We start from the raw sequence: 15098 nt of genomic DNA on the forward strand, positions 1-15098 counted from the left end.
TTCTTTTGCTTAATTTAAGATCTTAAAAAAGACCTTAAAAAACTCAACCTGCGATCGTCCATGTCTTCCTCTCCAATTCCCTCAACCTCTGAGTCTCTAACAAATTGTGTTCAAAACTTGGGACTGCCCCAGATTCAGCGCCACCTTTTGATCTGTGCAGACCCCACAAAACCGATCTGCTGCTCTCAAGAAACGGGATTAGCGTCCTGGAATTACTTGAAGAAACGCCTGCAAGAACTGAAATTAGATAAACCGACTGCCGATCGTCCGAGCTGCATCTTTCGGACAAAAGCCAACTGTTTGCGCGTCTGTGATCAGGGGCCGATTCTGGTCATCTATCCCGATGGGGTGTGGTATCGGGCGGCGACTCCTGACGTAATCGAACGGATCATTCAAGAGCATTTGATTGGCAACCAAATTGTCAAAGAGTATGCGTTTCTCACCCATCCGCTGCCACAGCCAATCAGCCCCAAAGCCGATTTCTCTGGGCAAGCTGAATGACGGATCTTGACGCAGTAGCGGCGTGAATTGTAGGACAGAAACGATCGATTAACCGCCCCTCAAGACCTTGCCAATCCTGGCTCCTCAAACTTCTTAAAGCTCACGCGATCGAGTCCTTAATCCACCATCGTTTGATGGAAACCTGATCGATAAAGTTAATTTTTTTGACAAGTCGTATATAATGGCGCAAGACACAGGGTCAACAAATCTGCGCCATTGTCCACATTGCAATTGATTGAGTTTTCTATCATCTTATCGAAGCTTCCCAAAATAAAAGCTAGGTTCTAGCTAGATTTCCGTTAAATAAAACGGTTGATTCTGTAGAATGTGGCAATGCATAGGGTTCTATTTCCATTCAAATCTAGATTAGGCAGAGCGAGTATCACAGCATGAAGGAAACCAGCGCGGGGAATCATAGACGGCTGCTGCTGATTGACGATGACCCTAACTTGATTTTGCTAGTCAAAGACTATCTTGAGTTTCGCGGGTATGAGGTCATCACCGCAGAAAACGGTCGCGAAGCTTTAGAGGTTCTAGAGCAAGACGTTCCAGACATGATTATCTGTGACGTGATGATGCCAGAGATGGACGGCTATTCGCTCGTCAGCGCCATCCGCTCAGATCCCAAAACCAGTTGGATTCCAGTCTTATTTCTATCCGCCAAAGGGCAAAGCCAGGATCGCGTCAAAGGCCTAAACATCGGCGCAGATGTCTACATGGTCAAACCCTTTGAGCCAGAAGAACTCGTCGCCCAAGTTGAGTCTTCTCTCAAGCAAGCGTCTCGCCTGATTCAACACAAAGACGCGAAGGGTGGAGACAATACGCCCAAAATTCAAGTCCCGTTTGATGTCGAGCTAACTCCCACAGAACTGCGAGTGGTGCAATTTGTGGCGAGAGGCATGGCCAACCGAGAGATCGCCGAAGAACTCAACGTCAGCCAGCGCACGATCGAAAGCCATGTTAGCAACATGCTCGGCAAAACCGGACTGCACAACCGGACAGAATTGGCGCGCTGGGCGATCGAAAACAGCATGGCTTAGATGGTTCCAACTCACTCAAATTAGCGAATTACTCTCCTTTTTGTGCGACTTGAATCTGGGTGGTGAAGTAATCCATCCGATAGTTAAGCTGCTTTGCCAGTTCTAGCCCTTGATTAAAAGCGGTGGCGGCTTCTGCATAAGACTTTCGAGCAAGTTGGATTTGCCCAATTTTGTCGTAAGCATCCATTGTGCTGTAGAGGTCAGAGGTTTGCTGCCCAAAACCGATCAGGTATTCGTAAACTCTCAGGGCCGCGTCTGGGCGATCGTTCTTGCGGTAAAGCGCTCCCAATTTTTGCAAGGCATCCTTGGTGTAGGCTAACTGGAGCAGGGGTTGTGCCAGGGTGAACGCTTCTTGATAAGTCTGCTCTGCTAACGCAGTTTGTCCGCTGGCGGCGTAGTTGTCAGCAATTTTAATCTTGAGCGGGGGAATTAGCGGCTGTTGCTGAGTTTGCTCAAAAAGCTGCACCAATTGCTGCTGATAGGGAACAGCTTGGGCGGGTTGTTTGGCTTGCTCGTGGGCAAAGGCCAGTTGACTGATGCTCACAATTTCATTCGCCCGATCGCGCCTTGCCTTTGAGCCATTCAGCAGGTCAGTGTAGGTGGCGATCGCTTTGGGATAGTCAAACCAACTTAAATGAAGCTGTCCGATCGTATTCAACAAGCTGATTTCCTGGGTGACATCTTTGCGCTGCCGAGCTTCGGTCAACAATGTGTCATAGGCGCTGAGGGCGAGTCCGGGCGATCGTACTTGCTGATAGGCGAGTCCTAATCTAGAGAAGAGTTGAGTGCGATCGAAGGCGGGTTGCGGAGGGATCTTATCCAGCTTCCCGGTCTGCACCTGAGTTTGAATCGATTGCAGTCGAAGTGTGATCACCCGCACTTGGTTAGGTTGATTTTGTTTCCAGGCTAAATCGCCGACTCGACCCAGCGCCTTCACTTCTTCTACAAACCCCAATGCACGACGCAGCCGCAGTTCTCGATTCCACAACCCAAAGGCTTCGAGAGGCTGTTGAGCCGCTAATTTGACCAGGGCTTTTTGATTGAGGGCATCCAGCGCGATCGTTAGACGGGAGCGATCGACGGCACTCAAGGGAGTCTTTAAACCACCTGGCAGTAAGGGATCAGGCGTAGTTAGCTCCAGCGGACTGGGCGGGAACTCATCTTTTTGGGGAGGCTTGGCGGTCGGCTGTGTGGTGGGTGAAGGCTTTGGTTGGGGAGCCTCGGCCGACTGGGCAGAAACGCCAAAATTTAGGCTCGAAACTACGATTCCTGCACTGACCCAGATTAAGAAGTCAGAAAACTTGACTGTCATAGGCACGATCGACCTTGGTGTAAATGTTTAAGCGGCAAGAAACAGCAAATTAAACGGCAGATTTTTCATCAACCCTTTGGTTAGCAGAAGTGAAACGGCTCTCGAAAGTTTCAAAAATTAAATTTTCAAGAATTAATTTTCAAGAATTACTGAGTAGTCAGCCGACTGAGCTAGTCAATCCTTGGATTAATAACTTCTATCTAAGCAGAAGTGAGCGCTGAGTAAGGCCGCAAGTTAAGGGTCTATTGATACCGAAAGTAGGAAGATTAAGTGAGTTTTTGACCACAATAAAAGTTAGAGGAAAATAAACCGAAATTCACCTGAATGATAAAAGCTACTGCCACAAAATAAGTCGAACCTGAGCTTTATTCAACTGATAACTCAAACCTCAACACTCCCATGACATAATGAGATGCCATTCGTCCGTATTGGAGAGTTTACCGTTAAGCTTAGTATTTTAGATAGACAAAATTTTGAAGACGGTTTGAGTAATATCGCTTGACCGCTGTGTGTCGCGTGGGTTAATCTCATCCATCGCTACACCATTAACAACACTTGTGAGATTGAGTGAGGGCAATGTGAGGGTTTTGATTGTTGGCAATGGGGGACGTGAACATGCCCTGGCGTGGAAACTACTACAGTCGCCGCAGATGCAACAGGTGGTCTGCGTGCCGGGTAACGGAGGAACTGCTCACCTCGATCGCTGTAGCAATTTACCTTTATCGATAGATGACTTTGAAGGAATTGCTCGATTTGCGCTGGTCAACAATATAGCTCTGATTATTGTCGGCCCCGAACTGCCACTAGCGCTAGGCATCACCGACTATCTCAAGCAGCAGCATTTGACGGTGTTTGGCCCTACTCGCGAAGGCGCACAAATCGAGTCGAGTAAAGCCTGGGCCAAAGGTTTGATGCGTCAAGCTGGGATTCCGACGGCTACAGCTGAGGTGTTCAACGATGCCGAGTCTGCCAAAGCCTACGCTCGATCGCAAGGTGCACCGATCGTCATTAAAGCAGATGGGCTTGCGGCTGGGAAGGGAGTCACCGTAGCTTCCACCATTGATGTCGCGGTCGCTGCGATCGAGGCTTGTTTTGAGGGGCAGTTTGGCGAGGCGGGTCAGCGGGTGGTGATCGAGGAATGTCTGACGGGGCAAGAAGTTTCTATTTTGGCGGTCACAGACGGCTTGACGATTCGCCCTTTGCTGCCTGCCCAAGACCACAAACGGATCGGAGAGGGTGACACTGGGGCGAATACTGGAGGAATGGGTGCCTATGCGCCTGCTCCGATCGCGACCCCTGCTTTGATGTCCCGCATTCAGACCGAAATTTTAGAACCGACGATCGCGGCCCTTCGAGACCGAGAAATCGACTATCGCGGCGTTTTGTACGCGGGACTGATGATTACGCCCGCAGGTGACCCAAAAGTCATTGAGTTTAACTGTCGATTTGGCGATCCAGAAATTCAAGCTATCTTGCTCCTGCTCGAAACGCCGATCGAAAAAATTCTGTTAGCCTGCACCCAACGCCAACTAGAGACCTTGCCAGAGATTGAATGGAAGCCAGGAGCCGCCGCCTGTGTGGTAGTTGCTTCAGAAGGGTATCCCGAAAGCTTTACCAAAGGCGTTGAGATCAGAGGCATAGATCAGGCCGAAGCCACAGGTGCCCAAGTGTTTCAAGCGGGGACGCAGCGCAAGCAGGATGTGCTGGTGACGGATGGTGGGCGTGTGCTGGGAGTGACCGCAGTCGGTGCAGACTTTGGACAAGCGATCGACCAGTCCTACGCCGCGATCAGTCGCATTCAATTTGAAGGCATGTACTATCGAAGGGATATCGGCGATCGCGTTCGTACCGTCGGCTCGACTCCAAATTAGCCTAATATTAAGATAAGCTCTGTCAGAACAGCCCTCCAGCCGTCATTCACCTTGTCTATCCTCAAATCCATTCAAGACGTTCTCATTCGCTGGTGGTCAGAATTTACCCTCCAGACTAAGCTCATGGCTGCCGCGACCCTGGTGGTTTCTCTGATCATGAGCGGTCTGACCTTTTGGGCAGTCAATACGATTCAGCAGGATGCTCGCCTCAGTGATACTCGATTTGGCAGCGATTTGGGTCTATTGCTGGCGGCAAACGTGGCTCCTTTAGTCGGAGAAGACAATCGGACAGAACTGGCGCGGTTTTCTCATCGCTTTTACAGCAGCACTTCTAGCGTCCGCTACATGATCTATGCCGATGCTGACGGCAATATCTTTTTTGGCATTCCCTTCTCTGATTCAGAAGTTCAAAATTCTCTGACAATCCGGCGACGCATTCAACTCCCGGACGATTTTGCCAATCATTCCGACTTGCCCCTGGTTCGGCAGCACATCACACCTGATGGAGAAGTGACGGATGTTTTCGTGCCGCTGGTTTATGAAGGGAAATATCTGGGGGCGCTGGCGATCGGTACCAATCCCAATCCGACCGCCGTGGCTTCTTCTCACCTGACTCGCGATGTGACGATCGCGGTTTTTGTCTCGATCTGGGTAATGGTGATTTTGGGCGCGGTGTTTAATGCCCTACAGATTACGAAGCCGATTAAAGAACTTGTGGTGGGCGTGAAGAATATCGCCAAAGGTAACTTTAAGCAGCGCGTCGATCTCCCCGTAGGGGGCGGGGTTGAGTTGAGCGAACTGATCGCCAGCTTCAACGAAATGGCAGAACGGCTAGAGCGCTACGAAGAACAAAATATTGAAGAATTGACCGCAGAAAAGGCAAAACTAGAAACGCTGGTTTCGACGATCGCTGATGGAGCCGTTTTGTTAGATACCAATCTGCAAATCGTGCTGGTTAACCCTACGGCTCGTCGCATTTTTGGTTGGGAAGGAAAAGTCATCGAAGGCACCAATGCGCTTTACTCTTTCCCGGTTGCCGTTCAGGTTGAGTTGACGCGACCGCTTTATCAGATGGCTAGAGGAGAACTCAAAGAGGAAGCTGAATTTCGCATCACGTTCACTGAGCCGACCAATCGCACCATTCGCATTTTGCTCAATCGGGTTCTCGATCTCTACAAAGAAAACATCAAAGGCATTGCCGTCACGGTACAAGACATCACGCGCGAAGCGGAGTTAAACGAAGCCAAGAGCCAGTTCATCAGCAATGTCTCCCACGAGTTGAGAACGCCGCTCTTTAACATCAAGTCCTTTATCGAAACCCTCTACGAATATGGGGAAGATCTGAGCGACGCTGAACGACAAGAATTTTTGGAAACTGCTAACCGAGAAACCGATCGCCTCACCCGCTTGGTGAACGATGTCCTGGATCTGTCTCGCCTCGAATCCTGCAAGGTCTATCACTTTGAGGCGGTGGATCTAGCACAACCGATCGAGCAAATTCTTCGCACCTACCAACTCAATGCCAGAGACAAGGGGATTGAGCTACTGCAAGATATTGATCCCGATCTGCCGCCTGTTCTGGGTCACTATGATCTCCTGCTGCAAGTGTTTGCCAATTTAGTCGGCAATGCGCTCAAGTTTACAGAAGCCGGGGGCAAAGTCACGATGCGGGCCCATCTGTTGCCTGCGGAAGTGCTTGAGGAGTCAACGTCTGGTCTTGAGGCAACCCCTCCTTCGAGACGAGTCCGAATTGAGATTGTTGATACAGGGATTGGCATCGACCAGGAAGACCAGGATGCCATTTTTGAGCGATTTTTCCGCGTCGAAAATCGAGTTCACACCCTGGAAGGCACTGGACTGGGGCTGTCGATCGTTCGCAATATCATTGAGCGGCACCGCAGTCGAGTCTGCCTAACTAGCGAAGTCGGAGTCGGGACAACCTTCTGGTTTGACCTGGCAGTTTATCAAGACGAACCCGCAATCACACCCTTACCGACTTTAGAGACTCCGGTATTGGAAGCGATCGAAGGCTAACGTTGACATCCTCACCGGGGTAAACCCACGGTGATTCCCAAACCTCACGATTTAGGTTTCTGCTTCATAGCACCCGCCTCCACTCTCAAGGAGTCTTGGTCTTACGGTCGCTCCACAGACTATCCCCGCTAGCCCAGCGGTTCTGATGGCTCGAAATCTCAAGGAGAATTCTATGGGGTTTGTTGATTCAAGGGTTGTCTCCATTGCCCCGTCCTCTTTTCCCGGTCTACCGATTTTTCTTCCCCGTTGCAGTTGTCTACAAACTTTGGTGTTAGGGTTGATGTCTCCATCGTCGCGGGTGGGTCATTGACCAATGCGATTGTACCAGAAATCAATCTAAAGCCGGGCTAAAAGCACGGGGTTTCCCCACATTTTCCGATGACGTGAATTCGATGAAGTTTTTCGCTCTGGTGTTTGACGCTTCTGCCGCTATTCTGGAGATCTTCCAGACTTTCAATCTTAACGATTCAGATTCAGCAGTTCTCAGTTAAAACAATTGAGAAGGACTTGTAGAGACAAAGCTTTTTGAACAAGTTTTCAACCCTAAGCGTTAAACGTTTGAACTACTCCTCAAACTCCTGTTTGCAGAAGCTGTAAATCGTTTGCGTTTCTAAGGCGGTGCAGATCGATGAGGGCTGCTGTCCGATCTCAAAGGTGCGTCGATCGAGTTGTACCTGTAAGCCAGTCAACGGATCGGAGCCTGGAGAGATCATGAATTCTAGCTGCTCAACAAACGACCATTGCATCAGAGTATCTAGAATCTGTGCGATCGACCCAATATAGGGATGTCCGGGAGCCTTGTACCAATCTGCATCACTAACCAACGCCTGCTCAAAGCCCAGATTGACAATCAGCGGAGCCTGCCCAAAGAGAGCAGAGGCGACAGGTCGAGCTTCTTCTTGCAGCATCAGATCGTGAGCCTTCGCCAAAAATCTGAGTTTCTCTAGACGTTCATAGCGCTCTGTGACGGTTTCCACCTCGTCGTGAAGGTGAATCGCGATCGTCACCAGATAGGTTCGCAAAAACAAGTGACCCATCTTTTCGGCTTTGGTGGTCAGATAGTTGGAGTTGTAGGACGTCGCCTCGATTAGCAGAGGAACGCGATCGACCATTTCTAAGCCATAACCTTTGAGTCCAGCAATTTTGCGAGGGTTGTTGGTAATCAGGCGAATTTTCTTCACACCCAGGTCATTGAGAATTTGTGCGCCTACGCCATAGTCCCGCAGGTCAGCCGGAAAGCCCAACCGCTCATTGGCTTCGACCGTATCTAGCCCCAAATCTTGCAGCGAGTAGGCTTTTAACTTGTTGACCAGACCAATGCCTCGCCCTTCTTGACGCAGGTAGACGATGACCCCAGCACCCGCATTCTCGATCATCTTCATCGCGGCCTGAAGCTGCATTCGGCAATCACAGCGCAGAGAACCCAGCGCATCTCCCGTCAAACATTCTGAATGAACGCGCACCATCACAGGCTGATCTTTGAATTGAGAAGGATTGCCTTTGACGATCGCGACATGCTCAGAGTTGTCTAACAGATTGCGATAAGCGTAAATCTGAAAGCGACCGAACTGGGAGGGCAAGTCGGCGATCGTTTCTCGGCAGACAAAGCGCTCGTGCCGCAGCCGATAGCTGATCAAATCGGCAATGCTAATAATCTTGAGGCCGTGGAGCTTAGAGTATTCAATCAGTTCTGGCAGGCGCGCCATTGAGCCATCCGCATTTTGAATTTCGCAGATCACACCCGCCGGGTACAAACCTGCCAATCGAGCTAGATCAACCGCCGCTTCGGTGTGGCCGGCCCGCTTTAAAACGCCGCCTTCTCTCGCTCGAATCGGAAAAATGTGACCTGGACGGCGCAAATCGCTGGGTCGAGTGTCTGGGCTGAGGGCCACTTGAATCGTTCGAGAGCGATCGTCTGCCGAGATGCCCGTCGTCACCCCCACCCGTGGAGAGGCATCAATACTCACCGTGAAGGCAGTTTGATTACTGTCAGTATTCTCACGCACCATCAGAGGCACATCTAATTCATCCAATCGGTTGCCCGTCATTGCCAGACAAATCAAGCCCCTTGCGTAGACGGCCATGAAATTAATCATGTCGGGGGTGGCAAACTGGGCGGCACAGATGACATCACCTTCGTTTTCCCGATTTTCGTCATCGACGACGACGATCGATTTGCCCGCTTTGAGGTCAGCCAGAGCTTCATCGATCGGATCGAAGGAAAATGGATGGTTTAACAGGGGTTGAGTGTTGACGGAGAGGTTCAAGGCGATAACACCGTAAAGTTTTTTGAAGCGACTTTATCTTGATTGTAATTCCTTTGACTTCGGAAGCATACCTATCTTTGATAGTAATTCTTTTGAGAAAGAATCTCCTGGATGCAGGGTGAAAGGCAAGCCATTACGGATGAAAAAAATCAGCCAATGTGCTGAAAATGCCCAAAAAATCAAAAGTCGTCAATGACCGCACACCATCCTGATATTTTCGTATTGTAAATTCCTCCCTTAGAAATGGTAATTGAGCGATTAGCGCAATTTCCTCACTTGAATGACTGAAAAACGATGAAGTAGGGTGACGATCGGCGCTCAATTCATCGCTTCATCACCAAATAGGCATTTTCTTCTTGACTCGACGCTTCTGATCAAGACGCAAAACTTAACACAGAGACATCCAAGAAGGCATCACCCCCTTTTGGTAGACTTAAAAACTGAGAGCGCTAAACGAAAGGGCGCAAAATCAGCAGTTGGAGGACTTACTTCGTGGAAAACACGCTGGGTTTAGAGATTATTGAAGTGGTTGAGCAGGCTGCGGTCGCCTCCGCGCGCTGGATGGGCAAGGGTGACAAAAATATGGCTGACCATGTGGCGGTCGAAGCCATGCGGGAGCGGATGAATAAGATCTACATGCGCGGTCGCATTGTCATTGGAGAAGGGGAACGCGACGACGCACCCATGCTCTATATTGGCGAAGAAGTCGGCGTTTGTACCCAGGAAGATGCCAAAAATTTCTGCAACCCGGATGAACTGGTCGAGATTGATATTGCGGTTGACCCTTGCGAAGGAACCAATCTTTGCGCCTATGGTCAGCCCGGTTCGATGGCGGTCATGGCCATTTCTGAGAAAGGTGGGTTGTTTGCGGCTCCCGACTTTTACATGAAGAAGCTGGCGGCTCCTCCGGCTGCAAAAGGCAAAGTAGACATTAATAAGTCTGCGACCGAGAATCTAAAGATTTTGTCTGAGTGTTTGGATCGGTCGATCGAAGAACTCGTGATCGTGGTCATGAAGCGCGAACGCCACAATGACCTGATTGCTGAAATTCGGGAAGCAGGTGCCAGAGTTCAATTAATCAGTGATGGTGACGTGGGCGCTGCAATTTCCTGCGGCTTTGCGGGAACAAACATTCACGGACTGATGGGCATCGGGGCCGCTCCTGAAGGCGTGATTTCGGCGGCAGCGATGCGGGCTTTGGGCGGTCACTTTCAAGGACAACTGATCTACGATCCGGCCGTCGTCAAAACGGGACTGATTGGGGAAAGCCGAGAAGCAAACCTCGATCGCCTCAAAAGCATGAACATCACCGACCCTGACAAAGTGTACAGCGCTGAAGAGCTGGCATCGGGCGACACCGTGTTGTTTGCAGGCTGTGGCATCACGCCCGGTAACTTGATGGAAGGGGTGCGCTTCTTTAAGGGTGGCGCGAGAACCCAGTCTCTGGTCATCTCAAACCAGTCTAAGACGGCGCGATTTGTGGATACGATTCACATGTTTAACCAACCCAAGACCATTCAAGTGCGTTAAGTTCAAGAAGCTATGAGGTTTGAGCCTGTTGGAAGCGCTTTTGGTGGAAGGCAGGCTCAACTAAAAACTCAAACTCTTACATCGTGGCGGTTTAAAATAACAGAGTGATTTAAGATGAACATTGCCGTTGTGGGGTTAAGTCACAAAACTGCCCCGGTTGAAGTTCGCGAAAAGCTGAGTATCCCGGAGCCTGTGTATGATAAGGCGATCGCTCAGTTGTGTAATTGTCCTCACCTTCAAGAAGTCGCCGTTCTCAGCACTTGTAATCGTCTAGAAATTTACATTGTCACGGACGAGACGGATCAGGGCATTCGCGAAGTTATTCAATTTCTTTCAGAACACAGCAAGCTACCTGCGCCCTACTTGCGTCAGTATCTCTTCACGCTGCTGCACCAAGATGCAGTGATGCACCTGATGCGGGTATCGTCTGGGTTAGATAGTCTGGTGCTGGGCGAAGGGCAGATTTTGGCTCAGGTGAAGCATTGTCACAAACTCGGTCAACAACATAACGGCGTTGGGCGGATTCTCAATCAACTCTTTAAGCAGGGAATTACGGCTGGGAAGCGTGTTCGTACAGAAACCAGTATTGGGACGGGGGCGGTTTCGATCAGTTCGGCGGCGGTGGAGTTGGCTCAGATCAAAGCGCAAAATCTGGCGGCTTGCCGGGTGGCGATCGTTGGCGCTGGCAAAATGTCTCGTCTCTTGGTGCAGCATCTTTTGTCTAAAGGGGCGACGAATATTACGATTTTGAATCGATCGCTGGAGCGTTCTCAAGAACTCGCCAAACTGTTTCCCGATGCAACTTTAAATCTGTTGACCTTGGCGGAAATGATGCCGACGATCGCGCATTCTGACCTTGTATTCACGAGTACATCTTCGACCGAGCCGATTCTCGATCGCTCCAAGCTAGAGACGATTTTGGAACCCAATCAGCCGTTGATGGTGTTTGACATTGCTGTTCCGCGAAATGTGGATGCCAATGTGAATGAGTTGGATCACGTTCAAGCGTTCAATGTGGACGATCTGAAGGCGGTGGTGGCGCAAAATCAGGAAAGTCGGCGACAGATGGCAATGGAAGCGGAAGCGCTGCTGGATGAAGAAGTAGACAGTTTTGATGTGTGGTGGCGATCGCTGGAAACAGTTTCTACGATCAGCAGTTTGCGAGACAAAGTGGAGGCAATTCGCGCTCAAGAGTTGGAGAAGGCGTTTTCGAGATTGGGGACGGAGTTTGGCGATCGTCACAAAGAAGTGATCGAAGCGCTGACTCGCGGCATTGTCAACAAAATTTTGCACGATCCGATGGTGCAGCTTCGCGCCCAGCAAGATATTGAGGCTCGTCGTCAAGCGATGCAGACACTAGAACTGCTGTTTAATTTAGAGAAGCCGTCGAGTCAAGCGAGAGTTTAGACATCCCGAAAATCTAATCAAGTAGGCCCTGTGCAGGTAGAAGCAAAATTCGGCGTTGCTGATTGGAGGGATGAATGCGTGGGAAGTGTCCATCTTTTCGCCCCCTAAATCCCCCAATTTTGGGGGACTTTGAACATTGGGTTTCTCTCCGCTTTGGGGCAATTCATCCCACGATTCAGCAATGCCCAAAATTCTAGTCTGTATGTGGTCTATTTGTTTGAGAATGGTGGTATTTCTCATGGAGCGCTCAGGCTAACCTAAATTTATGCGCCTCTGGAATCAAGCTTCTCAACTGATCGTCATCTTATTGGGACTGTGGTTTGGCTTTGATTGGCTGGCCCATTTTGTCGTGGAGAGTCTTTGGTTTCAGGAAGTCAATTATCGATCGGTTTTCTGGCTCAGGCTCGGTACTCAAGCAGCCATCTGGACGATCGTCACCGTTGCTTCGATCGCATTCCTGCTCATCAACCTCTCTTTAGCCCAACGATTCAAGTCCCACTCCTCACTCCTCACTCCTCACTCCTCACCCCCTCCCAACGCTCTCCCCTGGCTGCTTTTGCTCACATTTGGCATGAGTTTTTTGCTGGGATTGCTGCTGCTGCACTACGGTCGAGCCATCACAAATTGGCAGATTGATTGGACGGTTCCCAGTATTACGCCAGCGTTGCCGACGCAGTTTCGGTTGGGGGCGATCGCTCAAATTTTAACCCAATTAATTAGCTCGATTTGGGATGGCTGGATGGCTTCTATCGAATTGTTGTTGCTGTTGGGTGGGGCGATCGCACTTCTAATCTATCCAAAGTTTTTGTTGAAAGTTGGAGCGGTTGTTCTCAGTTTGTCTCTTGGATTTACGCTTTCTCATTATTGGGGTAACTTTTTACAGTTGTTTCATGCGACGACGTTTAATCAAACTGATCCACTTTTTAATTTAAATATTAGTTTTTATATATTCTTTTTGCCAGTTATCGAGCTGTTTGAATTCTGGTTGATTGGAGTATTTACTTATGGATTCGTCTCGGTTTATCTAAGCTACTTACTTGTCGATAACAGCTTGAGTGAAGGTCGAGTTCACAAACTTTCTGTACCGCAACAGCGACACCTTGCAGGATTGGGCGGATGTTGGATGATGGCGATCGCCCTGACTCACTGGATCAGTCGATATGAATTACTCTATTCAACTCGCAGCGTTGCCTATGGCGCAAGCTACACAGATACAATAGTGCAATTGCCCGCAAACACCGTTTTGAGTATTGGCGCATTGGTAATTTCTTTGTATCTTTTTTACCAAACTCGCTCAAAACATAGAATACAAGACACCACGCTTTTTTCTGGTTACTTACTGGCGGTCGTAGTGGTTGGTTTTTTGCTCCCGATCGCCGTTCAAAGACTGGCCGTACAGCCTAATGAATTAGCGCGAGAACGCCCCTATATTGAACGCAGCATTGCTAAAACGAGGGAAGCTTTTAATCTCACCGCGATCGACGCACAAACCTTCGATCCGCAGAACAATCTCACCTTTGCTGACCTGCAAAGAAATAGTTTAACTGTTCAAAACATTCGGCTTTGGGATACGCGCCCTCTTTTAGAAACCAACCGTCAACTTCAGCAAATTCGCCCTTATTATCGATTTTTTGATGCCGACATCGATCGCTACAGTCTACCCACTGGCCCAAACTCTTCTGCAAACCAACAAGTTCTGATCGCGGCGAGAGAACTCGACTATAACAACGTTCCTGCTGAAGCGAAAACATGGGTTAATGAACACTTAGTTTATACACATGGATATGGCTTTACAGTTAGTCCGGTGAATAAAGTTGCGCCTGGTGGATTACCTGATTATTTAGTGCGAGATATTGGGGCGGATGCCAATCGAGGTGGAAGTGCTTTGGGGTTGGCCAACGATCGTATTCGAGAGAGTATTCCGATCGCCAATCCTCGCCTTTATTACGGTGAAATTGCCAACACCTACGTCATGACTTCGACAAGGGTGCGCGAGTTTGACTACCCCAGCGGCAACGAGAACGCTTACACCGTTTATGACGGACAGGGCGGCGTTTCGATCCGATCGTTCTGGCGAAAACTGGCTTTTTCTAAAGTCCTCAATGATTGGCAAATGCTGTTTACTCGCGACTTTACTCCCGACACAAAGCTTCTGTTTCGCCGCAATATCAATCAGCGAATTCGCTCGATCGCTCCCTTTCTAAAATTTGATCAAGATCCTTATCTTGTTGTAGCCGATGCGGGAAATCCGACACGAAGCCCCACTCAAAACTATTTATATTGGATTGTAGATGCCTATACAACGAGCGATCGCTATCCTTATTCTGATCCTGGTCAATTGGGATTTAACTACATTCGCAATTCAGTCAAAGTTGTCATTGATGCCTACAACGGGTCGGTGAATTTCTATATTGCAGATTCTCAAGACCCGATGATCCAGACTTGGGCAGCGATTTTCCCCAATTTATTCAAACCGTTGGATGCCATGCCCGCCGCGTTGCGAAACCATTTGCGCTATCCAGCAGACTTGTTTAATGGTCAGTCCGATCGTTTGATCACTTATCACATGACTGATCCACAAGTTTTCTATAACCGAGAAGACCAGTGGCAAGTGCCTAATGAAATTTATGGGAATAAAGCGCAGCCTGTTGAACCCTATTATTTAATTACCAATCTTCCAACGACGGTCAACCGTGAAGAATTTATTCTGTTATTGCCCTACACGCCCAACCAAAGAACCAATCTAATTGCCTGGTTAGCGGCGCGATCGGACGGTCAAAACTATGGAAAGCTTCTCCTCTACACGTTTCCCAAACAAGAATTAGTTTTTGGAACTGAGCAAATTGAAGCCAGAATTAACCAAGATCCCGTGATTTCCCAACAGATTTCGTTATGGAATCGAGCCGGGTCACGAGCCATTCAGGGCAATTTGTTGGTGATTCCGATCGAGCAGTCTCTTCTCTACGTCGAACCGCTCTATCTCGAAGCCGAACAAAACAGTCTGCCTACACTCGTTCGCGTAATTGTCGCTTATGAGAATCGGATTGCAATGGCAGCCACGCTGGATGAGGCACTCAAGGCAGTTTTTCAGTCCAAACCGACCAAAACGCCTGCGATCGTGCGTCCTGTCGAGTAA

9 protein-coding genes are annotated in these 15098 nt (G+C 49.3%); 7 read left to right on the plus strand and 2 right to left on the minus strand.

Translation table 11 applies throughout. The features are described 5' to 3' along the window. Window positions 1-60 precede the first annotated feature (60 nt). Together ACKFKH_RS01890 and ACKFKH_RS01895 are read left to right on the plus strand one after the other, a co-directional pair. Complete coding sequence (locus ACKFKH_RS01890) at window positions 61-501, plus strand: (2Fe-2S) ferredoxin domain-containing protein (RefSeq protein WP_446856527.1); 441 nt, start codon at window positions 61-63, stop codon at window positions 499-501. Between the two features lie 389 nt (window positions 502-890). Then, window positions 891-1541 (plus strand): response regulator transcription factor, encoded by a 651-nt coding sequence (locus ACKFKH_RS01895; protein WP_446856528.1) that lies wholly within the window; start codon window positions 891-893, stop codon window positions 1539-1541. Window positions 1542-1569: 28 nt separating this feature from the next. On the opposite strand, the gene ACKFKH_RS01900 is transcribed toward ACKFKH_RS01895, so the two are convergent. After that, entirely contained in the window at window positions 1570-2853 is a 1284-nt protein-coding gene (locus ACKFKH_RS01900) for a tetratricopeptide repeat protein (protein ID WP_446856529.1), read from the minus strand. Window positions 2854-3431: 578 nt separating this feature from the next. Here ACKFKH_RS01900 and purD point away from each other — a divergent pair. Together purD and nblS are read left to right on the plus strand one after the other, a co-directional pair. Further along, window positions 3432-4724, plus strand: a complete 1293-nt coding sequence (gene purD / locus ACKFKH_RS01905) for a phosphoribosylamine--glycine ligase (RefSeq protein ID WP_446856530.1) — start codon at window positions 3432-3434, stop codon at window positions 4722-4724. A gap of 123 nt (window positions 4725-4847) precedes the next feature. Further along, on the plus strand, window positions 4848-6758 hold the full coding sequence (gene nblS / locus ACKFKH_RS01910) for a two-component system sensor histidine kinase NblS (RefSeq protein ID WP_446856578.1): 1911 nt from the start codon (window positions 4848-4850) through the stop codon (window positions 6756-6758). A gap of 563 nt (window positions 6759-7321) precedes the next feature. On the opposite strand, the gene ribBA is transcribed toward nblS, so the two are convergent. After that, window positions 7322-9025, minus strand: coding sequence for a bifunctional 3,4-dihydroxy-2-butanone-4-phosphate synthase/GTP cyclohydrolase II (gene ribBA, locus ACKFKH_RS01915; RefSeq protein ID WP_446856531.1), 1704 nt, complete (start codon window positions 9023-9025; stop codon window positions 7322-7324). A 492-nt stretch (window positions 9026-9517) separates the two neighbouring features. On the opposite strand from ribBA, the gene glpX reads away from it, so the two are divergent. The 3 genes from glpX to ACKFKH_RS01930 all read left to right on the plus strand — a co-directional run bounded on the left by glpX (window position 9518) and on the right by ACKFKH_RS01930 (window position 15098). Further along, on the plus strand, window positions 9518-10555 hold the full coding sequence (gene glpX / locus ACKFKH_RS01920; protein ID WP_446856532.1) for a class II fructose-bisphosphatase: 1038 nt from the start codon (window positions 9518-9520) through the stop codon (window positions 10553-10555). Window positions 10556-10669: 114 nt separating this feature from the next. Continuing rightward, on the plus strand, window positions 10670-11962 hold the full coding sequence (locus ACKFKH_RS01925) for a glutamyl-tRNA reductase (RefSeq protein ID WP_446856533.1): 1293 nt from the start codon (window positions 10670-10672) through the stop codon (window positions 11960-11962). Window positions 11963-12227: 265 nt separating this feature from the next. Next, window positions 12228-15098, plus strand: coding sequence for a UPF0182 family protein (locus ACKFKH_RS01930; protein ID WP_446856534.1), 2871 nt, complete (start codon window positions 12228-12230; stop codon window positions 15096-15098).

The organism is Phormidesmis sp. 146-20, assembly GCF_052939475.1.